Source organism: Bacillus cereus group sp. MYBK216-1 (assembly GCF_051916495.1).
Lineage (GTDB): Bacteria > Bacillota > Bacilli > Bacillales > Bacillaceae_G > Bacillus_A > Bacillus_A thuringiensis_K.
On sequence record NZ_JBQAGT010000004.1, the window covers coordinates 590,596 to 609,778 of the forward strand.

Consider the following 19,183-nt stretch of genomic DNA (forward strand, 5'->3'; position numbering starts at 1 on the left):
TAATAGAATTGCATTTGCTTTCTTAACAAATATAGGTTTTTAAACAGGCGAATCCTCCAGGAATCCCATAAATCTCCGCAACTTCTTGAATAGATAAACGAGTATCCTTATAAGCAGAAATCATTTCATCGGTAAGTAACAATTCCACAGCAAATGTATTTGCTTCAATTTCTAAGCGATCCACTGAAAAGAAGGTTTGGTTACGTAAGAAGGGAGTATTTGCTTTAGGATGAAGTACAGCATGACCTAATTCATGTGCACAAACAAATCGTTGAGTAGTTTCGTTAATTTGATTATTAATATGAATGAATTTAAAGCGTTTATAAGTGTTGTAAAAACCAAGAGTATTCCCTAGGTCTTCAAACAACACTATAATACCTTTTTGTTTAGCAATTTCAAAGGGGTTTGTTGTGCCGTGCTTTTTTGCGATTTTCAGTACGTAGTCTTTAATCTTCATTTCTCGCTCCGTTCAATCTTTTTTGTACTTGTTTGGAGTGAATTTTTGTTTGGCTAATTGTTTTGCCATGCGCATAGAGTTTTCTAGAGAAATACGGATCATTTCTTTTGTGTGTTCATCTATTGGTTCTCCATCAAACATTAAAGCATCTTCGCTATTTTCTAATTCTTCTAATGTTTTTTCTAAATCACGTGCAATATCACGTTCTTCTTTTTTAGAAAGTTTGTTAGACCTACCCAATAATTCGTCTGTAGATATTTCATATAAATCAGCCAATTTTCCTAATGTTGTTGTATCAGGATCACGATAGTCGCGTTCATAATTTGAAAGGACAGTATTTGTAATACCGATTTTTTCGGCGACAAACTTTTGAGACCATTTGCGTCTTTCTCTTTCTTTTTTTAATCTATAGCCTAAAGTCATAGTTTATCCTTCCATTCTTCCATTTGTCTTTTCGTTAATTATTTTAACAATATTTCACGTTATGTGAAACTTTATTCACTAAAAGTTAATAAAAGTGTTGACTTTCACGTTACGTGGAATTATTATTGGTACATAAGGTTCACGTTACGTGGAATGAGGTGGTGTTAAATGGAGATTAATCAAAAGATACGGGAATTAAGAATTTCTAAGGGTATTTCACAAGTATTTATGGCAAAAGAACTTAGTGTTTCTGTATCAGCTTATAACATGAAAGAAGCAGGGAAACGTTCGTTTAAAGCACAAGAATTAAAGTGTGTCGCAAAAGCACTAAATGAACATCCATCAATTTTTTTTGACTAAACATTACACGAAAAGTGGAATTTGTGTTAAAACTTGTGTAAAAGTAGGTGAGAAAATGCCATCAACTAACATGGCAGTACCAACAGAGCCGTCGCATAAACATATAAAAAGCACTTCAAGAGGTGACACCATGAGCCAACAAGAAGAATATGCGGCGACTTATGAATTTGGAAAAACGAAAGTCCATGTTGTGGCTCCTGAGCCAAAATCACAAAAGGATATTGATAAAATCCGTCAAGCATATTACAAGGCTGGTTGGGCCATCATCAAAGAGATACAAGTCAAAGCAAACGTTGAGGAATAGTTCCTCTCTTTTTATACGAAAAGTAGACAAGTTAAATATGTACTAAGTTCATTGTAACCATTTGAAAACTAAATATGGAGGCGAACAGATATGGGAACAAGCATATACTGCAATTCAGCAATAGGAGAATTATTACAGAATGCTAGAGAATGTTGTGACAATGTTCAGCTGAAAACAAAGTAAGGGTTATCTAAGTACCTTGGTATTACGCATGAACGATTAACCCGTATTGAATCTGGACTTTCTAAACCAGAATTTGAACTTGCGATGGATTGGTGCCATGCAACAGGAGCAAAATTGAATCAACAAGCGATCAAACATATTTATGGTGTTGGATTGCCGCCTACAGATCCACGATTAATTCAGGATGTAAATCTACAATTGATGAACTACATTAAACAGGCTGAAGAGGGAATTGCGGCAGCAAAGGAAATTATGAATTTACAAGTTACAACAAGGTCATGGAAGCATGATGAAAAGAAGAAACATGAATATGCAGTTCATGCAAAAGAAATCTTCGATACAATCCAAGCTACTCAATGTGTAGTTCAAGCTCTTGAACAAGTTCATTTTGGCATTATGGAACAAATACAAAGAAGTTGGTTGCAAAAGGCTATGGCGGAGAACGTTATTATTCAATCGGTGGATAGCTTAATGAATTTAACAAAGGTGCTGTAAAGGAGGAAGAGAAATGACAGTAGATTATAAGAAACCTAGTTTAAGAGAATATAAGGAATTAATTCGCTATGATGCAAAACTAACTGGTGAAATTAAAATAGCAGAATTACTTAATGAGGATTCAAAAACAGTTGAGTTAAAGCAAGAGAAGAAATTGTTGGGGATTCGAATCAAGATTATCGAAGCGTCATTCATTTTGAAACATAAATGGGTAAATAAAAAAGCTACCGCCTAGACAACAGTAGCTCTGAAAAATATCGTAAAGCAATTATAACATTATATAAATCATTTGGACAAGCCACTGTGCTTGTCGTTATGACCAGAAAGGGATTTTTCCTCCCACACCTCTACAATGTTCCTTTCTGGTTGTAACGATGCGTACAGCATTAATTTAAATAGAAAGGAGATGTAATTGATGAACGATAAAAACAATCGTCTTCATGATCTAGTTCTTCCTGGGGATTTTTCATTTGCGAATAAACTTCGTAACTGTATGAGTGAATGTATTTATAACATGTTTAATGCAGAATCAACCGGAGAATCAAATCATTGGGAAGAAGAGCTGGAGCGATGTATAAGGGAATTTAAAATGCTTCGTGATACAAAAGAGGAACATGAGGCATCGATGAGTTATCGTGTAGTAATTAAAGATTTAAGAGCAAGAGGAGTTAACGCTTCGTTAGTAACACGTAGAAAATAAAAAAATTCTATCACTTGGCAGAGTGATAGAAAAATGGTCTTGCAAAGATCTTAGGATTAATTATATCAAATTAGCATTCGTATAACAACGGAGTGTGCTACATGCTTTTAGATAAATCATTACATAGAGTGTTGCTGAATCCTAAAGTGTTTCAACAAGCAACATCAGGGCAACACCTAATTTACTTAGTAAAACAATATCTCAAAATAGGATACAAGAATTATCGCTTATTACGTGTAGAGGACGGATTCGCGATATGTAAACGGGAGGATGAATAATATGGCAGTTTATAGACCAGTACACGTTTCATTTTGGCAGGATTCATTTGTTTTAGATCTTACACCGGAGGAGAAATATTTCTACTTATATTTGATGACAAACAGTAAGACGTCTCAATCAGGAATCTATGAGCTTCCACTTCGTATCATTGAAACTGATACAGGATATAACCGTGAAACTGTTATGAAGCTATTAGAACGTTTTGCTGAGTACGGAAAAATTAATTACAACCAAAAAACAAAAGAGCTGTTCTTAATCAACTGGTTAAAATTCAATCCAATTAAAAATGTAAACATTGAAAAGTGTGTCTTAAAAGAGATTCAATCTGTGAAGGATCAGGATTTTTTAGTTGATTTCTATGAAACTTGTTTGCAATTAGAACGAGAACAAGATTTTAAAATCCCTCGTATTAAGGAGTATTTATCAGTCCGTTTGGAGGGGCTTATAAGGGGCTTCCAAGACCCTAGCAAGGAAGAAGAAAAAGAAAAAGAAGAAGAAAAAGAACAACAACAAGAAGAACGCGCAGGCGCGGAAGAAGTTGTTGAGGTTAATCCAATTTCTTTTTACGAGCAAAACTTCGGATTCATTACACCTTTTATCGCAGATGGAATTCATGCTTGGATAGATGACTTAAATGCAGAGCTAGTTATTAAGGCTATGGAGATTGCTTTAGAGAAGAATACGAGAAACATGTCTTACGTAAATACGATTTTAAGAGATTGGCATCTTAAAGGCTTTAAAACAGTAACTGATGTTGAGGCAGCTGATAAAGCATTTCGTGCACAGCGATTAACAAAAGCCCAGCAACAGACACAAGCACCTTATCAACAAAAAGGCTTAACGGAAACTACTAAAAACGTAATACAGCAGCAACAAGCATGGGAGCAGAACATTCCAACAGAAGAAGAACTTGCAGTACTTAACCAGCAGAATGCGTGGTTGGCCAAATGAGTAACGATATGATTCGTAATGTAGAAGCTGAACAAAGTGTTTTAGGTAGCATAATCCAAGAAGGCGATTTAATTAAAGATTGTCAGCTAAAGGTAAAACAGTTTTCTTTACCAACGCACCAAGTGATTTTCAAAGCAATGAGAGAATTAGAGGATGCTGAGGTTCCGATAGATCTTGTTGCTCTCATTGGAAAATTCGATGAAAGCTTTATGCATCAAATTGGCGGAATCGAATTCTTTGTAAACCTAACGGAAGTTGTAACAACAACTAAGAACTTCTCGTATCACGAAGGCTTAGTTATCGAAGCATGGAAAATGCGACATGCTCAAGAGGTTGCTGGTAATTTATATAACCGCCTTCAGCAAGATAGGGATATGAGTGCTATTAGTACATCAATTGATGAATTAAGCGCCATTGAAGAAACGGGTTACTCAGATGAATTTAACTTGAAAGATACGCTTGTTGATTTGTATAAGAACATGCAAATTGATGTAGGAGATTTAACCGGTATACCAACTGGTTATGACGACCTGAACAGAATGACAGCAGGGTTACAAGAAGGTGATTTAATCATTGTCGGTGCCCGTCCTTCAATGGGGAAAACAGCATTTGTATTAAACGTTGCTTTTCATGCAGCAAGTGCTCATACAGCAACAGGAATCTTTTCACTAGAGATGGGAGAAGAGCAGCTACTAAAGAGAATGATCTCAAGTACTGGAAATATAGATGCTACGAAATTAAAGAATCCTAAAAAGTTATGTAATTTAAAGGATTGGGAAAAGATTAGTCAAGCGATGGGATTAATTAATGATTTGCCATTAGAAATTTACGATAAAGCAAATGTCACGATGCAAGAGATTTATGCAAAAACTAGGAAACTAAAGCGTAAGTACCCTGATAAAAAGGTTTTAATTGCAATTGATTATTTGCAGCTTATTGTAGGGGATCCGAAGCATAGAGGGAACCGCATGCAAGAAATAGGTGAGATTAGTCGTAAGTTAAAACTGATGGCAAGAGAATTAAATGTATGTGTAGTAGCATTATCACAGTTAAGCCGTGCGGTAGAAAGCAGGCAAGATAAGAGACCGTTGCTATCAGATTTACGTGAGAATGGTCAAATTGAGCAGGATGCGGATTTAATAGCATTCTTATACCGTGAAGATTACTATGACCGCGAAACAGAAAATAAGAACATAACGGAAATTATTTTAGCGAAACAGAGAAATGGCCCAGTTGGTGTTGTTGAACTAGCATTCATTAAAGAATTTAGTAAGTTTGTAAATTTAGAGAGAAAGTTCATCCATCAACAGGAGGCTTAATCATGTTGTTACGTCAGGGAGTAGAACGTAGAAAACTAGTAATCATTCGTAAATTACTGGGATTAGGATTAGCTGAAATTAACGGACAAACATTAGATCAACTAACGTTAACGCAGCTTGAAGGAATTTTAATTGCAAGCTTGCAGGTATTGGAGGGGAAAAACAATGCCAAAGCAATTAACAATTTTTGATGTAGAACCAGTTGTATCATTTGATCCTAAGAAAGCTCATATTCACCGTTTGAATTCAAAATTAAGGTATACAGATGTGGTAGTGCAAATACCACGCCAAGCCAAAGCAATTGATGAATTAAAACCAACGACAGCGCCTGATGAGCGATATGAGCTATTTGAAGATTATGCGATTGGGATATGGCGTTATAAAAGAGTGGGGGATAAACAGTTTGATTGGGAAGAAGCTGAAGATATATGTAAGCGAGCACGGGATGAAAAAAAGCCGATTCCAATCCGGCTCCATTTATCGCTTGAACAATCATTTGTTCCAGAGAATGTTGTGCAATATCTATAGATAAATAAAAAAAGCTGAGATCAATCTCAACTTACTTTGACAAAGTAATTATAACATATGGGAGTGATCATGGTGGGAATTAGAAAAGAAAATCTTGTTGAAATGACAGCTGAAATAGATTTGAAAATAAACGGAATATATATTGTTAAAAATGGTCAGGTTCAGCTAATAGAACCACCTCAAAGTGGATTTGGTGAACAATCATTTGTATATCAAAGTGGAAAAGTAATTCGTATGGAAGAGCGAAAAACACAGTTACTTTAATAAAATTTGAATTTTGTATAGAAGTAGGTGAATGTGACTGTGAACCAAAAAATAGAAACATTGTTAAATAGGGCCAGCCTTTGGGAGACAAGATCAAAGCAAGCATCTTTAAAGGGAGACTATGATAGGGCTGAAAAACTCCGAACAAAAGCCCTGCAATTAACGCAGGAAGCTCGCAGGGTTGAAGAAACGAGAAAAGTTGATAAAAGAACTTAATAAGCGTTAATTAATTTTCGAACAAAAGCGTTATTTTGTACTAAATAAAAATAAAAGAGCCCTGCAAGAGGGCCACGCGAATATGTTCGCATATCGTATACCTTAGTATATGTATGTCCCAAAAGGATATGATCAAAATAGTTATTTTGTAAAAGGATCTTTAAACCTATACACAAAGATAGCAGGCAACTAATTAAGTTACCTGCTATGCTCGCACACTTGCACAGAGGAGCGCCTTCCATTTGGAAAGAGAGGAGCCAGGGAGAAAGCGACTCAGGTGTAGTATGTGTAATAACAAAAAGGATTATTCAAAAAAGGGGAATGAAAAATGAATACAATTACTATTAAGTTTGGACAAGGTACAACAGCTTGGAAAGATATGCAAGAAGTAGTTAAAGCTCTACATGATAAAGGATATATCGCACAACCTTACGAGGATATTGGAACGGTTAAATTAACTAAGGAATTTAAAGAAGAAAATTAAACAAAATTCTTATTTAAAAATTAAAGAGCGCCTTGAGAGGAAGGCGCTCTGACCAAAACTAATGTTAAAAAAGGATACCCAAGATATTGTATGTATGTTTTTTAGATAGGTGAAATTTTATAACAAAATCTTTATTTAAAAACTAAAGAGCGCTTTTTAAAGCGCTCCTTAAGAAAAATAAAAAAGAATACCTCATGATACTGTATGTATGTTTTTTAGGAATGTAAGGATTTAAAACAAAATCGTTATTTGAGTAGAAAAGAGGAAAAAAATGAGCATATACGCAGAAGGTTTTACAGATGCAGTAGTTGTTTTAGAAGGTGAGAAATATAAAGTTTCAAAGATAGATGTAATTGATGTATCAGAACAAGAGAACAAACCAGATGGAACACTTCAAATTACACATGTTATCTATGGATTTGAAATACTAGTTTACCTAGTTATAGATAATGAAGATTCGTCCTTTGTATTTGGAACATTTGTAGGTGAAAATATTCCTTTATTGGTATCAGTTTTAGACGAAAGTATTATTGATAAAGCTACTGAAGTGTTATGGACACTGGAAGATAAAAACTGAACAAAAACGCTATTTTGTGCTTAATAAATGACAAAGCAGCTAGCTCAATGAACTAACTGCTTTGTCGTCCAACAATGACGATACCCACAATACTTTGTAACTTATGGTTACAACTATAGTATGAGCAGAAGCAAAAATGTTATGCAAAAAGCTAAATGAAAACTTCATTTTGCACAACAAAGCAGTTAGTTAATAAAACTAACTGCTCGTTGTACAAAAGAAATGCTGCGCTTACAGAAATAATTTGTAACTTTAAGTTACAAAAATAGTATGAACGGGGTTGGAAATATTATTCGGAAATGAAAGGAAACTAAAAAAAGAGCACTTAGTAAAGTGCTCTCGTGACGAGATTCATTTTGTAATGACTATTTCAATTCATAAAGAAAGGAACTCAGGATAGTATATGTGCGCCAAGCTAATTGAGTAACTTGTACAAATAAAGAGCAGCTAGCAAAAGCTAACCGCTCTCCAGAAAAGAGTTAAGAAGGAAGTTCAGAACTCAAGTGCATTTATAGTATGGACAAAGCTTATGGAATTATTCAAGGAGGAATGGATATGGAAGTTATATATACAAAGTGGCATAACAATTACGACGAATTAACAATAGGCCAAAAATATAAAGCAAGTTTATATAAAAAAGGATGGTGGCTTATAGAAATAGGATTACAACCATCATTGTATCGAAAAGAATGCTTTACTGTAGTTTCATAAAAAGAGCAGCTAGCAAAAGCTAACTGCTCGGTTCTCCAAAGAGGAACGAGGAGAAAAGATTACCGTGTCATCTATAGTATTGACGGAATATTACGTTTAATTCAGGGTTGGTTCCAAAAAAACGACATACCACCAAAATATAAAATTATTAAAAGGACAATTACTATGAAAGCAATTAAAGAAACTTTCTTCCAGGATTTTTTCATTAGTAGACCTCCTTTATAGAAAATATTAACATCTATCGAAAATTTGAACAAAATAATCCTTTTCTAATAAAATATTACTAAAATATGGAAAAATGATATAATAATCCAAATTACACATTTAGTCCTACTGGAAGAACCAGCGGACATCGAACTATAAGAGCATTATTGATACTGCTCTGGAGTTTGGTGTTCGCTTTTTTGTTTTTATTAACAAAATATATAAGGGGTGTTTTTATATATGGCGCAATTAACTTTCTTACCTAAAATTGATCGCAAAGCAACACAGGTTCGTATAGAAGAGATTCTTGAAAACGTTCGTATTTATAGACAATTTGGGATGATTAGACATGAGATGAAGGTTACAGCATCTAGCGAGGTAAGATATCACGGTCCAACAAATATAGTAGGGAAGCCAGCTGAAGATATTGCTTTAGCAAATATTGCTATGAGTGAAAGAGAAGTGAAACTACAACGTTTATCTTTTCAAATTGATAAGGTATTAAGTCGTTTTAGTAAAAACCAAAGGGATATTATTGTAAAACGATATTTAGAAGATGAAGAGGTCTTTGATTACATGGTTTATAACGAAATTGGTATGAGTGAGCGTACGTATAGAAGAAATAAATCTAATGCTTTTTATAAATTAGCTTTTGCTCTTAGATTAGAAGTATATGAGGCAGAAGAAACTGGAGGCAATGAATAATGAATTTTGTTCAACCAATACGTGATCCAGAGCAAATACAGCAATTAAAAGATTATTTTAAGGAAAAGAGCTTACGTAATTACATTCTCTTCATTATGGGTATTAATACAGGCCTCAGAATCTCAGATATTTTGAAATTGAAAGTAGGAGATGTTAAAGGAAGTCATATATCTATGCGGGAAAAGAAAACAGGGAAACAGAAGCGAATACAAATTACTGCAGCACTGAAAAGAGAACTTAAATGGTTTATTGTAGAAAGAGAAGACAATGAGTATTTATTGCAAAGCAGACAAGGTAAGAATCGTCCAATTGGTCGTAGCATGGCATATAAGATATTAAGCGGAGCAGCGGCAGATTTCGGGTTAGATGAAGTAGGAACACATACGTTAAGAAAAACATACGGGTATCACATGTACATGCAAACAAAAAACATAGCATTACTCATGGAGATATTCAATCACTCGTCAGAGAAGGTCACGTTACGCTATATAGGTGTTAACCAAGATGCAATGGATAAAGCAATGACTAGGTTTAAAATCTAATCATTGCTTATTTCTTTTTAAATCTAAGAGTATAGAACAAAAAAGAAGGTTCCTTGGTGAGAGTACGGTTACCTCCCTTTTCCTTGCTACTGATAATGATAATTTGAAGGATTGAAATGATTAACTATGCAATAAAAGAAAGAAATTCTAGCAAAGCAGGATATTTGTGATTTGGGAATTTTTGATTATATAGATAAGTAAACGTAATGAATATAAGTAAAGTTGCTATTGAAAAAAGTAAAACATCAAGTGAGGTAAATAGCTTTCCTAAAATAGATAATAAGGATGAATCTTGCGAACTCATTAAGTAAGCCTCCTTGTATTTAATTTTTGATGTATAAATTTAAATAATATTTAGATCTAACTCTTGATATAAAATCTATGCATTTCTCTATTATAATGAGGTACTTATTATAATAGAGTTTAATCAATTTAAGAAAATTATAACAATTAAAATGATTTATGAGAAGCGAAATTTAAAAGAGAGCTGAGTTCGCCTAAGCTTATTATTATTGTATAAGATTTCTAAAAAATAATACTTTACAAACAATACACCTTTAATTAGAATAATTCATATAATTCGACGAAATACGACAAAATAAATGCGTTATCAATTTTCAGAAAAACAAGAATGTTAAATACCTTTTTGGGGTAGTTTCTGTATGAATTAGATAGGTAATAAAGTAAATATGCAATATGAATCAGGGTTTATAGAATTAATTTCTATGAATATTCGGAGAAAAGATGCTATTAAATCTTTCGCGTAACACAACACTAAAAGTTAGTCTTTTTAAATTAGCTCACACCAAGACAAAATTATGTATAACACAAGTAATAGAAAAACATAACTTATTTTTTGAAGGAGATACAGGAGATATGGGGAAGCTATTTAAAAAAAAATCTGTAACACAACTATTAGATCATAATAAGAGTAAGAATTTAACAAAGACATTAGGATTATTTGATTTAATTATGTTAGGAATAGGTTCCATAATTGGAACGGGAGTTCTTGTGTTAACCGGATTAGTAGCAGCAAGAGATGCTGGTCCTGCAGTTATTTTTTCATTTGTACTTGCAGCAATAGTATGTGGATTTATCGCTTTATGTTACGCAGAAATTGCTTCTGCACTTCCGACTTCAGGTAGTGTATATACGTACTCTTATGCGACGATTGGTGAGTTTGTGGCACATTTAGTGGGTTGGACGCTACTCTCAATTTATATCGTGGCTACAGCAGCGGTTGCTAGTGGATGGACAGGATATTTCCACAATTTAATAAGTGGATTGGGATTAGAGATACCCAAATCACTGGTATCGATTCCATCGCAAGGTGGTATTATGAATCTACCAGCAGTTGTCATTACACTAATTATTACATGGATGTTATCACGTGGTACGAAAGAAAGTAAACGTATCAATAACATAATGGTGTTAATTAAAATTGGAATGGTTATATTATTTATTGTAGTTGGTGTATTCTATGTAAAACCAGAGAACTGGGTACCGTTTACACCATACGGTTTAAATGGCGTTTTAGCTGGTGGAGCAGCCGTCTTTTTTGCTTTTATGGGGTTTGATATACTGGCAACTTCAGCAGAAGAAGTAAAAGATCCGCAACGAAACCTTCCCATTGGTATTATTGTATCATTAATTATATGTACAATCATATACGTTATAGTGTGCCTTGTTATGACAGGTATGGTTTCCTATAAAGAATTAAATGTACCTGAAGCAATGGCTTATGTAATGGAAGTCGTAGGACAAGATAAAGTTGCTGGTATAATTGCTGTAGGAGCAGTAATTGGTCTTATGGCTGTTATTTTCTCGACTATGTACGCAGCAACACGTGTATTCTTTGCTATGAGTCGCGATGGACTATTACCAAAATCACTTGCGAAGATTAATAAACAGACTGGAGCGCCAACTTTTACAATTGGACTCGCGGGAATAGGAAGCTCTTTAATAGCTGGATTTATTGATTTAAAAGAGTTAGCAAATTTAGTTAATATTGGCGGTTTGGTAACGTTCGCATTGGTTGGTGTATCAGTTATTATACTGCGTAAGACACATCCAAATTTAAAACGAGGCTTTATGGTACCGTTTGTACCTGTATTACCAATCATTTCAATTGTGAGTTGTGTATTTTTAATGCTAAATTTACCATTAAGAACATGGGTGTACTTCAGTATTTGGATAGCAATTGGTACTTTAATATATTTCATATATTCAATGAAACACAGTAATTTAAATGAGGAAACACTTTCGAAAGCAAATGATAAAATAGCGAAATAATTTTAATATCAAGTAATATAGATATTAATAAAATAGAAAAAGATGACTTTTGTTAAATATAGAAGTCATCTTTTTTGATTATTTGAGAAGTTTAAGGTTCTATCCGAAAATAGTTAGGAGAATAAAAAAGAAAGCAAAAACAGCTAAACATTCTTTTGCTGTTTTTGCTTATATAATTTCAATTAGAGGCACCGTTATACAGTTACTCATAAATTTCGTACTGTGTAACTCAAAAGAGAAAGTTAAATTAAATCAATGATATCAAGGACTGTGGCGTATGGCTCAGTTACACACAATATAAGATATGGGTAAGTGAAGCAACGGCATAAAACAAAAGCACAGTTTATCAAATGGACGTAAAGCTTCATTATCATCAAGTTAAGAAATTCATTGTTTCCAATTAATAGTATCCATTTTTATGTAGTTGTTATTGATTTTGAAAAAATAAAAAATCGCCTCATTAAAGGCGATTCATAGTTTATTCATTTTGCATTCTTTTGATAAGTAAGTATCTTTTAAATACAATGTTCTATATTAACGTCTTTCTGGTTCTTTTTCTTTTCTTCTAAGACCAAATAAACCTGCTAGTCCTAATAAACCAAGCCACGCCCAATTATTATTATCATCACGATCATTGTTCAAATCATTTGTTGTATTCACATTTCGAGTTCTAGTATCATTATTAACTCTATTCATGTTATTGTCATTAACTCGAGTTGTAATATTATTATTATTATTATTAACTCTATCCATATTATTTCCATCGTATTCAGCATGAACATTGGTACCAAAAACCATAATAGTTAGTAATAGAGCACTTAAAATAGATGAGAATTTTTTCTTCATAGTTTTCCCTCCTTTCATATTCAGTAATGTCTCCAGTTTCTTTAGACAATATTCGTTTGAAAATATATAAAACCATTTGAATTGAAATTATGATAAACATCTTTAATTTTTATTATTAAAAGTACTTATAATAATGGATTAAGTTAATTGAAATGTATTTATTATTTATAAGAATAAATTTTTAGTAACGGTACATTCTATGAGGGAAAATTACTATATTTGGGTAAGGTGTTCCGTATGAGTTATAAGAACTTATTTTCTTTAATCCAGAACATGGTTAGGAAAATTTTTTCTATAGTAAGTATTGTTGCTAAAAGTTTAATTTCTTTAAGGAGGAATATTTTTATGGGTATTTTAAGTGGAAATCCACAAAATGAACCAATGCACTACGGGGAAGTCTTTGGGATTTGGAGTTATCTTGCAGGAGCACAAGGCACAATTGCTGGATATCAAGTTCTTATTAACCACACAGGAGATGAGGACTTAAAGAAATTTTTAGAAAACCTTGTAGAGAATGATATCCAATCAGAGGTTGAAGAATTAAAAAACTTATTAAAATTAAATGGAGTTGCATTACCACCAGCACCTCCAGAAAGACCAGTTGCATCTATTGAAACGATTCCTCCTGGTGCTCGTATTAATGATGCGGAAATTGCAGCTAAAGTTTCTATGGATCTTGCTGCTGGGCTAGTAGCATGTAGTCAAGCTATGGGACAATCTCTTCGAGAAGATGTTGGAATGATGTTTGGTCAATTTCATATGAAAAAAGCACAAGCTGGAGCTATATTGCTTCGTCTGAATAAGAAAAAAGGTTGGATTATTCCACCTCCATTACATGTTCTACAATCAGATCAAGCATAATAACAAAAATAAAATTTAATCTATTCTTTATGGCTGTTGCAGTGAGGTAGTCTAAGGAAATAAAGGTTATTAGCGAATTAAAATAAGTGGCAGAGTCATGACCGCTTTTTGGCAGTAAATGTGCCGATTGTTTTGGGATTAGCATGTTATATTTGTATTGTGAGTAGTGGCGGAAAATAACGCTCACAAGATTCCTGATAATTGAAAATGGATCGTCATGACCGGTGGCGGTGGTTGTAGATTGGATGAACAATTGTTTCTTGTTTTTACATTCAATTGCAATTCACATTGTGTAGATGGAGAAGGGCTTTTGCTCTTCTTCCAGTTACTTAATATTGTGGGAGTGAATGAATGTAACGGTATTAAGTGATTGAAACAAGAATAAATACCGTATTTATATAGTAATAACAAAAGATTTTGACGAAAGAGCAACTGGTGCACGGTTGCTCTTTCATTATGCAAAAATTGCATGAGTAATGTCAGGATTAAAATAATAGCATATTATCTTTCTCGATGTACATATTAAGTAAAGTATTTAATATCATACATAAAAGGCGGGGTAATATGAGTGAAAATAAGAAAAGTAAAGAATTGAATAAGGTGAAGAAGTATTATTTTAATGAGGATAATCAGCCAGTAGCTGGCATAGAGTTAACTTTGCCGCCTGATATAGGAAGTATGTTAGACCCGAAATCAGAAGATGATGATGAAAGTAGAGAAAGTAATAATGAACAAGTTTAATCTAAGCATCCATTCGGGTGCTTTTTATTTTGGTTAAGGAGTGAGGGGAATTGGATAGCTTTTTAAATGGTAGAATCGCTGCACTTGGTCTTATACCCATCGATAAGAAAGCATACATCAAATACTTTAAGCCTAATGAGAAGGCGTATAAGAAGGTTGGGATTGATGTTAATCGATTTAAGTATTATAAGCTGTATGAACAGAAGCCGATGTTTTACTCTGTAGAATATCTCACGCAAACACCAATAAAAGATTTATTGGAAAGAGATAGAGGAAATCAAACACGCTGGGTAAAGACAGATGAAAGAATATAAAACCAAACAAGAGAAGCGTAAGTTCTATGACAATGGTGAGTGGAAGAGTATACGCGAGCAAGTAAAGAAGCGTGACAACTATGAATGTCAGGAATGTAAACGGAATGGTCGTGTTCAAACAGACAATAATGAATACAGTGAGAGTGCCAAGCGTAAAAAGATACAACTCGTTGTCCATCATATAAAAGAACTAGAACATCATCCAGAACTTGCGTTAGAAATAAACAATTTAGAAACAGTATGTGTGGATTGCCACAATAAAGAACACGGTAGAACATTCAAAAAGAAACAGAATAAATGGGAACACGATGAAAAGTGGTAAAAATGATTCGAAAACAGTCCCCCCCTTAAAATATTTCATCAAAAAATGCTCTAAGGGGCACCGGAGGAGGGGGTCGTTTTTCCAGATTTTTAAGTTGTTTCGTATAGGACCCCTACCCAGTATGAAAATATGATTGAATCGAGGTGATATTATGGCGGATATTGATGAGCGTGAGGTGCTAGTTAACAAAGAAAAAAATCGTTTGAAAAGATTATTTAAAGACATCCCACCTAGTAAGTTAAAAGTGGTTGAAGGATTAATTATTCAGGCAGCAAGATTACGAGTTTTATTAAATGAGATGTGGATGGATATATCTGAGAATGGTGACTATGAAATGTTCTCACAATCTGATAAAACAGAGCCGTATGAAAGAGAACGACCTGTTGCCCGGTTATATAATACCCGTGATCAATCATATCAAAGGGTCATTAAACAACTAACGGATTTGTTGCCAGAAGGAAATAATAAAAAAGAAATTAAGAAATATTCGGCAAGTGATTTAATATGATTGTTCATAAGTATGTAAGTGAATATATAGAACTATATGAAATAGGAACAGTGGTATTAAATAAAGAACGTATCATGCTTATAAATTATTTAAAGCAAGATATATTAACCCGTAATGATTTACATTTTGATGTGGATTTAATTCATAAATGTGTAACTTTCATAGAAAAGTGGCATTTCAAATTAAATTCCTTTCAGAAATTTTTAATAGCATTTGTGTTTTTGTTTGATGAATATGAGGATGTTTATTTTGATCAACACTTCTGGATGATGGCAAGGGGTGCTGGTAAAAACGGATTGATTAGTGCATTGACACACTTCTTTATTAGCGAGTTGCACGGTATTGAGCATTACAATGTATCAGTAGTTGCTAATACAGAAAGACAGGCTAAAACTTCTTTTATAGATGTTTATGAAAAGAATAAAAAACATGAAATATTAGACGAGTTATTTGTATCAACAAAACAATTGATAACAAATAAAGCTACTCGTTCGACTTTTGAATTTCATACGTCTAATGCAGGGAGTAAAGACTTGTTAAGGGACGGGTGTGTTATTTACGATGAGATACATAGATATGAAAATAGCGATGTTGTAGAAGTGTTCTCTAGCGGTTTAGGTAAAGTTCCTAACTCTAGGGAATTTTTTATTACCACAGATGGATTTGTTCGTGAGGGGTATCTTGACAAAATGAAAGAGCGAGCTATGAATATCCTGAAAGGGAAAGAAAAAGAAGATAGATTGTTTCCTTTTATTTGTAAGCTTGATAACGCTGAAGAAGTAGATAATCCTGATATGTGGGAAAAAGCAAATCCGATGTTTAGTAAGCCAATGAGTCAATACGCTAGAGGATTGTTTAAGAAAGTTATGCGTCAGTATAAAAATCTAGAAAACGATCCGTCTAATAGAGAAAATTTCATGACTAAGAGGATGAATATACCGGAAGTAGATTTAACAAAGTCTGTAGCTTCATGGGAAGAAATCATGCGTACTGGTTTTGAAGAAGATGGAGAAACACTGAGAGAAGTTCCGGATTTAAAGCACAAAGTAGCTGTAGGCGGTCTCGACTTCGCCAGCATCAAAGACTTCGCAGCAGTCGGCTTGCTATTTAAACATGGTGAAGATTATATATGGAAAGGTCATTCATTTGTACGTAAAGGATTCTTGGACAAGGTGAAATTAAAAGCGCCTATTTATGAATGGGCTGAAAATGGCTTACTAACTATTGTGGATGAGCCGGTTATTAATATCTCTCATATTGTGGATTGGTTTGTAAAAATGCGTGAGATATACGGATTTAACACAATAGTAGCTGATACATTCCGTCTTGATCTTGTTAAAACAGCACTTGAAGCTGAAGGCTTCATATTGTTATACATTCGTAACCCAAAAGCTATTCATTCTTTATTAGCGCCGAGGGTAGAAACGTTATTTGCAAACAATCGTATTATTTTTGGTGATAATCCATTAATGCGTTGGTACACCAATAACGTCTACGTCCACATCAAAAAAGACGGCAACAAAGAATATTTGAAGAAAGATGAATTTAAGAGAAAAACAGATGGATTCCAAGCCTTTATCCATGCATTATGGCAAGCGGATAACATTCTTGTGGATGAATTCGACTTTATGTTAGACGGTATTAAATTCTAATAAGGGGGGTGATAATCATTGGATGGTTGGACGCAGTATTTAAAAGAAATAGTGAAGTAGGATTTATGTTTGATGTGGAAATGTTTATCGAAAAGGCAAATAGAGTCCATATGAAGCGACTAGCGATTGATACATGTATTTCTTTTTTAGGAAGAACAATAAGTCAGTCGGAATTCAGAGTGAAAAACGGTGAAGAATTTGAAAAGGATGAGCTTTATTACCGATTAAATGTTAGACCAAATAAGAATATGACAGCAAGTACCTTTTGGGAGAGTTTCATTTATAAACTTATTTATGATAATGAAGCTTTGATTGTCCAAGCGGATGATGGTGATCTACTTATTGCTGATGACTTTGAACATAACGAATATGCTGTGTTTGAAGATACTTTTACAAATGTCACTGTAAAAGATTATCAGTTTAAGAGAAGTTTTAAACAAAGTGAAGTCATTCATTTAAGATACAGGAATGATAAGTTATCACCTCTTATCGATGGTTTGTTTACTGATTATGGTGATTTATTCGGTAGAATATTAAGTTCTCAAAAACGTAAGAATCAAATTCGTGGAACAGTTGATATGGACATGCTCGCTGCAAAGAGCAAAGAACACCAATCAAAACTGCAAGAGTTCATTGATAACATGTACAAAGCGATTGGAGAAAAAGATGTCGCTATCATTCCACAACAACCAGGTTTTAAGTATGCTGAAACGTCAGGTGGAGCAAATTCTGGGCAGAGTGTGGAGGAAATTAATAAAGTAACAAATGGCTTCTTAAATCAAGTAGCAATGGCTTTTGGTATTCCAACTGCTTTGATATATGGCGAAATGGCTGACGTTGAGAAGCAAACGAAAAATTATATGCTTTTCACAGTGAAACCTTTATTAAAAAAGATTTCTGATGAAGCAAACGTTAAATTTTTTGAAGAAGAAGAGTATCTTTCAGGTCAAAAAATTGAAGTTAAAGCTGTTTCTTATCAAAGTATATTTGATCTTGCAACAAGCATCGATAAACTCATTTCTTCAAGTGCATTTACAGGGAATGAGATTCGATTAGAAGTAGGATATGAAGTTTCTGATGATCCTAACTTAAATACACATCATATTACGAAAAACTATACGAAACTAACTGAATCTGAAGGAGGTGAGAATACAAATGACGGTGAAAATTGACGTTAAAGGACCAATTATTTCGAATGATGAAGCTTGGATTTATGATTGGTTTGAAATGGATGCTGCAAGCCCAGGTAAAATTTCAAAAGAACTAACTAATGCCAATGGTGATGATTTAATTGTATCGATTAACAGTCCTGGTGGTTATGTGCACGAAGGATCAGAAATTTATACAGCATTAAAAAATTATCCTGGTAATGTGGAAGTTCAAATTGTTGGTTTGGCTGCAAGTGCAGCTTCTGTTATTGCGATGGCTGGTGATAAAGTCCGAATTTCACCTACAGCACAAATTATGATTCATAATGCTTCAATGTGGAATGGTGGAGATCATCGTGACATGGAAAAGGCAGCTGAAATGTTGAAAACAACAGATAGAGCAATTGTAAATGCTTATGTCATTAAAAGCGGTAAATCAGAAAAGGAACTACTTAATATGATGGCTGAAGAGACTTGGATGGGGCCGCAACAAGCATTAGAAAATAATTTTGTGGATGAAATTATGTTTATGGATAATCAGGTTAAAATGACAGCTTCAACTGCTACTGCCACCATGCTTCCGCAGAAAGTAATCGATGGCTTTAGAAATGGAACAATGAACAAAGGCCAAGGGATTACAAAAGAAGATTTAAATGCAGCATTATCAGGATTAAAAAATGAAATCCTGAATGATTTACAAAACAATATAGAAGAACCAAAGGAGCCGCATCCTAAACCTGTAAAAAACAGTGGGATTAAAGGGCTCCTTTTAAAATTATAAAAATTGGGGGAAACAC

General features: G+C 33.8%; 28 protein-coding genes and 1 pseudogene. 25 read left to right on the forward strand and 4 right to left on the reverse strand.

What is annotated here, in order from left to right:
• Window positions 1–22 precede the first annotated feature (22 nt).
• Together ACTFRH_RS17590 and ACTFRH_RS17595 are read right to left on the reverse strand one after the other, a co-directional pair.
• Entirely contained in the window at window positions 23–457 is a 435-nt protein-coding gene (locus ACTFRH_RS17590; RefSeq protein WP_000692813.1) for an ImmA/IrrE family metallo-endopeptidase, read from the reverse strand.
• Window positions 458–469: 12 nt separating this feature from the next.
• The gene (locus tag ACTFRH_RS17595) at window positions 470–880 is read right to left on the reverse strand and encodes a helix-turn-helix domain-containing protein (RefSeq protein ID WP_000172329.1); all 411 of its coding nucleotides are present in this window, start codon (window positions 878–880) and stop codon (window positions 470–472) included.
• 168 nt (window positions 881–1,048) lie between these two features.
• Between ACTFRH_RS17595 and ACTFRH_RS17600 the strand changes: the two genes are divergently transcribed.
• The 16 genes and pseudogenes from ACTFRH_RS17600 (at window position 1,049) to ACTFRH_RS17675 (ending at window position 9,702) form a co-directional block, all read left to right on the forward strand.
• The gene (locus ACTFRH_RS17600; RefSeq protein ID WP_000405167.1) at window positions 1,049–1,240 is read left to right on the forward strand and encodes a helix-turn-helix domain-containing protein; all 192 of its coding nucleotides are present in this window, start codon (window positions 1,049–1,051) and stop codon (window positions 1,238–1,240) included.
• 55 nt (window positions 1,241–1,295) lie between these two features.
• On the forward strand, window positions 1,296–1,544 hold the full coding sequence (locus ACTFRH_RS17605) for a hypothetical protein (RefSeq protein ID WP_001141266.1): 249 nt from the start codon (window positions 1,296–1,298) through the stop codon (window positions 1,542–1,544).
• A gap of 90 nt (window positions 1,545–1,634) precedes the next feature.
• A pseudogene (locus ACTFRH_RS17610) lies at window positions 1,635–2,222 on the forward strand (sporulation sigma factor-processing peptidase).
• 13 nt (window positions 2,223–2,235) lie between these two features.
• Complete coding sequence (locus tag ACTFRH_RS17615) at window positions 2,236–2,457, forward strand: hypothetical protein (RefSeq protein WP_000215317.1); 222 nt, start codon at window positions 2,236–2,238, stop codon at window positions 2,455–2,457.
• Window positions 2,458–2,637: 180 nt separating this feature from the next.
• On the forward strand, window positions 2,638–2,922 hold the full coding sequence (locus tag ACTFRH_RS17620; RefSeq protein ID WP_000998372.1) for a hypothetical protein: 285 nt from the start codon (window positions 2,638–2,640) through the stop codon (window positions 2,920–2,922).
• 279 nt (window positions 2,923–3,201) lie between these two features.
• Window positions 3,202–4,152: a DnaD domain-containing protein gene (locus tag ACTFRH_RS17625; RefSeq protein ID WP_000312139.1), complete on the forward strand. Its 951-nt coding sequence runs from the start codon at window positions 3,202–3,204 to the stop codon at window positions 4,150–4,152.
• Entirely contained in the window at window positions 4,149–5,471 is a 1,323-nt protein-coding gene (gene dnaB, locus ACTFRH_RS17630) for a replicative DNA helicase (protein ID WP_000063906.1), read from the forward strand. Before ACTFRH_RS17625 ends, dnaB begins: the two co-directional genes overlap by 4 nt.
• Window positions 5,472–5,473: 2 nt before the next feature.
• Window positions 5,474–5,662 carry a hypothetical protein gene (locus ACTFRH_RS17635; protein WP_000926807.1) on the forward strand — a complete coding sequence of 63 codons (189 nt, stop codon included), beginning with the start codon at window positions 5,474–5,476 and terminating at the stop codon, window positions 5,660–5,662.
• A complete protein-coding gene (locus ACTFRH_RS17640) occupies window positions 5,637–5,999 on the forward strand; it encodes a hypothetical protein (protein WP_001125998.1) in 363 nt (120 codons plus the stop codon). The genes ACTFRH_RS17635 and ACTFRH_RS17640 overlap by 26 nt, the downstream gene beginning before the upstream one ends.
• A 72-nt stretch (window positions 6,000–6,071) precedes the next feature.
• A complete protein-coding gene (locus ACTFRH_RS17645) occupies window positions 6,072–6,263 on the forward strand; it encodes a DUF3954 domain-containing protein (protein WP_000512852.1) in 192 nt (63 codons plus the stop codon).
• A 39-nt stretch (window positions 6,264–6,302) separates the two neighbouring features.
• Window positions 6,303–6,479 carry a hypothetical protein gene (locus ACTFRH_RS17650; protein ID WP_157464247.1) on the forward strand — a complete coding sequence of 59 codons (177 nt, stop codon included), beginning with the start codon at window positions 6,303–6,305 and terminating at the stop codon, window positions 6,477–6,479.
• Window positions 6,480–6,807: 328 nt separating this feature from the next.
• Complete coding sequence (locus tag ACTFRH_RS17655; protein WP_001092480.1) at window positions 6,808–6,963, forward strand: hypothetical protein; 156 nt, start codon at window positions 6,808–6,810, stop codon at window positions 6,961–6,963.
• 271 nt (window positions 6,964–7,234) lie between these two features.
• A complete protein-coding gene (locus ACTFRH_RS17660; protein ID WP_000029695.1) occupies window positions 7,235–7,540 on the forward strand; it encodes a hypothetical protein in 306 nt (101 codons plus the stop codon).
• A 555-nt stretch (window positions 7,541–8,095) separates the two neighbouring features.
• Window positions 8,096–8,251, forward strand: a complete 156-nt coding sequence (locus tag ACTFRH_RS17665) for a hypothetical protein (protein WP_000452099.1) — start codon at window positions 8,096–8,098, stop codon at window positions 8,249–8,251.
• 444 nt (window positions 8,252–8,695) lie between these two features.
• Window positions 8,696–9,160 carry an ArpU family phage packaging/lysis transcriptional regulator gene (locus ACTFRH_RS17670; RefSeq protein WP_000068016.1) on the forward strand — a complete coding sequence of 155 codons (465 nt, stop codon included), beginning with the start codon at window positions 8,696–8,698 and terminating at the stop codon, window positions 9,158–9,160.
• Window positions 9,160–9,702, forward strand: coding sequence for a site-specific integrase (locus tag ACTFRH_RS17675; protein WP_001012147.1), 543 nt, complete (start codon window positions 9,160–9,162; stop codon window positions 9,700–9,702). The genes ACTFRH_RS17670 and ACTFRH_RS17675 overlap by 1 nt, the downstream gene beginning before the upstream one ends.
• A gap of 124 nt (window positions 9,703–9,826) precedes the next feature.
• Here the strand turns inward: ACTFRH_RS17675 and ACTFRH_RS17680 are convergent, their stop codons facing one another.
• Window positions 9,827–10,006 carry a hypothetical protein gene (locus ACTFRH_RS17680; protein ID WP_000098196.1) on the reverse strand — a complete coding sequence of 60 codons (180 nt, stop codon included), beginning with the start codon at window positions 10,004–10,006 and terminating at the stop codon, window positions 9,827–9,829.
• Between the two features lie 572 nt (window positions 10,007–10,578).
• Here ACTFRH_RS17680 and ACTFRH_RS17685 point away from each other — a divergent pair.
• On the forward strand, window positions 10,579–11,994 hold the full coding sequence (locus ACTFRH_RS17685; protein WP_003302394.1) for an amino acid permease: 1,416 nt from the start codon (window positions 10,579–10,581) through the stop codon (window positions 11,992–11,994).
• Between the two features lie 534 nt (window positions 11,995–12,528).
• Here the strand turns inward: ACTFRH_RS17685 and ACTFRH_RS17690 are convergent.
• Entirely contained in the window at window positions 12,529–12,840 is a 312-nt protein-coding gene (locus tag ACTFRH_RS17690; RefSeq protein ID WP_000726423.1) for a WGxxGxxG family protein, read from the reverse strand.
• 345 nt (window positions 12,841–13,185) lie between these two features.
• Here ACTFRH_RS17690 and ACTFRH_RS17695 point away from each other — a divergent pair, with 345 nt between their 5' ends.
• From ACTFRH_RS17695 to ACTFRH_RS17730, 8 genes are all read left to right on the forward strand, one after another.
• Window positions 13,186–13,701: a DUF3231 family protein gene (locus ACTFRH_RS17695; protein ID WP_000512145.1), complete on the forward strand. Its 516-nt coding sequence runs from the start codon at window positions 13,186–13,188 to the stop codon at window positions 13,699–13,701.
• Window positions 13,702–14,265: 564 nt separating this feature from the next.
• Complete coding sequence (locus ACTFRH_RS17700) at window positions 14,266–14,442, forward strand: hypothetical protein (protein ID WP_001293574.1); 177 nt, start codon at window positions 14,266–14,268, stop codon at window positions 14,440–14,442.
• A gap of 50 nt (window positions 14,443–14,492) precedes the next feature.
• On the forward strand, window positions 14,493–14,756 hold the full coding sequence (locus tag ACTFRH_RS17705; protein ID WP_000376830.1) for a hypothetical protein: 264 nt from the start codon (window positions 14,493–14,495) through the stop codon (window positions 14,754–14,756).
• Complete coding sequence (locus ACTFRH_RS17710) at window positions 14,743–15,078, forward strand: HNH endonuclease (protein WP_000666390.1); 336 nt, start codon at window positions 14,743–14,745, stop codon at window positions 15,076–15,078. The genes ACTFRH_RS17705 and ACTFRH_RS17710 overlap by 14 nt, the downstream gene beginning before the upstream one ends.
• A gap of 151 nt (window positions 15,079–15,229) precedes the next feature.
• Window positions 15,230–15,586: a hypothetical protein gene (locus ACTFRH_RS17715; RefSeq protein ID WP_000763336.1), complete on the forward strand. Its 357-nt coding sequence runs from the start codon at window positions 15,230–15,232 to the stop codon at window positions 15,584–15,586.
• A complete protein-coding gene (locus ACTFRH_RS17720) occupies window positions 15,583–17,238 on the forward strand; it encodes a terminase TerL endonuclease subunit (protein WP_440048759.1) in 1,656 nt (551 codons plus the stop codon). The genes ACTFRH_RS17715 and ACTFRH_RS17720 overlap by 4 nt, the downstream gene beginning before the upstream one ends.
• A gap of 8 nt (window positions 17,239–17,246) precedes the next feature.
• Window positions 17,247–18,410: a phage portal protein gene (locus ACTFRH_RS17725; protein ID WP_420042251.1), complete on the forward strand. Its 1,164-nt coding sequence runs from the start codon at window positions 17,247–17,249 to the stop codon at window positions 18,408–18,410.
• The gene (locus tag ACTFRH_RS17730; RefSeq protein ID WP_000216394.1) at window positions 18,394–19,167 is read left to right on the forward strand and encodes a head maturation protease, ClpP-related; all 774 of its coding nucleotides are present in this window, start codon (window positions 18,394–18,396) and stop codon (window positions 19,165–19,167) included. Before ACTFRH_RS17725 ends, ACTFRH_RS17730 begins: the two co-directional genes overlap by 17 nt.
• Window positions 19,168–19,183: the final 16 nt, after the last annotated feature.

What these genes read in the sequence shown, in the direction of transcription:
- ACTFRH_RS17625 (WP_000312139.1), top strand. Translation starts at nt 3,202, where the DNA reads ATGGCAGTTTATAGACCAGTACACGTTTCATTTTGGCAGGATTCATTT.
- ACTFRH_RS17660 (WP_000029695.1), top strand. Translation starts at nt 7,235, where the DNA reads ATGAGCATATACGCAGAAGGTTTTACAGATGCAGTAGTTGTTTTAGAA.
- ACTFRH_RS17695 (WP_000512145.1), top strand. Translation starts at nt 13,186, where the DNA reads ATGGGTATTTTAAGTGGAAATCCACAAAATGAACCAATGCACTACGGG.
- ACTFRH_RS17670 (WP_000068016.1), top strand. Translation starts at nt 8,696, where the DNA reads ATGGCGCAATTAACTTTCTTACCTAAAATTGATCGCAAAGCAACACAG.
- ACTFRH_RS17680 (WP_000098196.1), bottom strand. Translation starts at nt 10,006, where the DNA reads ATGAGTTCGCAAGATTCATCCTTATTATCTATTTTAGGAAAGCTATTT.
- ACTFRH_RS17640 (WP_001125998.1), top strand. Translation starts at nt 5,637, where the DNA reads ATGCCAAAGCAATTAACAATTTTTGATGTAGAACCAGTTGTATCATTT.
- ACTFRH_RS17595 (WP_000172329.1), bottom strand. Translation starts at nt 880, where the DNA reads ATGACTTTAGGCTATAGATTAAAAAAAGAAAGAGAAAGACGCAAATGG.
- ACTFRH_RS17690 (WP_000726423.1), bottom strand. Translation starts at nt 12,840, where the DNA reads ATGAAGAAAAAATTCTCATCTATTTTAAGTGCTCTATTACTAACTATT.
- ACTFRH_RS17700 (WP_001293574.1), top strand. Translation starts at nt 14,266, where the DNA reads ATGAGTGAAAATAAGAAAAGTAAAGAATTGAATAAGGTGAAGAAGTAT.
- ACTFRH_RS17710 (WP_000666390.1), top strand. Translation starts at nt 14,743, where the DNA reads ATGAAAGAATATAAAACCAAACAAGAGAAGCGTAAGTTCTATGACAAT.
- ACTFRH_RS17685 (WP_003302394.1), top strand. Translation starts at nt 10,579, where the DNA reads ATGGGGAAGCTATTTAAAAAAAAATCTGTAACACAACTATTAGATCAT.
- dnaB (WP_000063906.1), top strand. Translation starts at nt 4,149, where the DNA reads ATGAGTAACGATATGATTCGTAATGTAGAAGCTGAACAAAGTGTTTTA.
- ACTFRH_RS17600 (WP_000405167.1), top strand. Translation starts at nt 1,049, where the DNA reads ATGGAGATTAATCAAAAGATACGGGAATTAAGAATTTCTAAGGGTATT.
- ACTFRH_RS17615 (WP_000215317.1), top strand. Translation starts at nt 2,236, where the DNA reads ATGACAGTAGATTATAAGAAACCTAGTTTAAGAGAATATAAGGAATTA.
- ACTFRH_RS17635 (WP_000926807.1), top strand. Translation starts at nt 5,474, where the DNA reads ATGTTGTTACGTCAGGGAGTAGAACGTAGAAAACTAGTAATCATTCGT.
- ACTFRH_RS17720 (WP_440048759.1), top strand. Translation starts at nt 15,583, where the DNA reads ATGATTGTTCATAAGTATGTAAGTGAATATATAGAACTATATGAAATA.
- ACTFRH_RS17605 (WP_001141266.1), top strand. Translation starts at nt 1,296, where the DNA reads ATGCCATCAACTAACATGGCAGTACCAACAGAGCCGTCGCATAAACAT.
- ACTFRH_RS17715 (WP_000763336.1), top strand. Translation starts at nt 15,230, where the DNA reads ATGGCGGATATTGATGAGCGTGAGGTGCTAGTTAACAAAGAAAAAAAT.
- ACTFRH_RS17730 (WP_000216394.1), top strand. Translation starts at nt 18,394, where the DNA reads ATGACGGTGAAAATTGACGTTAAAGGACCAATTATTTCGAATGATGAA.
- ACTFRH_RS17665 (WP_000452099.1), top strand. Translation starts at nt 8,096, where the DNA reads ATGGAAGTTATATATACAAAGTGGCATAACAATTACGACGAATTAACA.
- ACTFRH_RS17590 (WP_000692813.1), bottom strand. Translation starts at nt 457, where the DNA reads ATGAAGATTAAAGACTACGTACTGAAAATCGCAAAAAAGCACGGCACA.
- ACTFRH_RS17675 (WP_001012147.1), top strand. Translation starts at nt 9,160, where the DNA reads ATGAATTTTGTTCAACCAATACGTGATCCAGAGCAAATACAGCAATTA.
- ACTFRH_RS17620 (WP_000998372.1), top strand. Translation starts at nt 2,638, where the DNA reads ATGAACGATAAAAACAATCGTCTTCATGATCTAGTTCTTCCTGGGGAT.
- ACTFRH_RS17655 (WP_001092480.1), top strand. Translation starts at nt 6,808, where the DNA reads ATGAATACAATTACTATTAAGTTTGGACAAGGTACAACAGCTTGGAAA.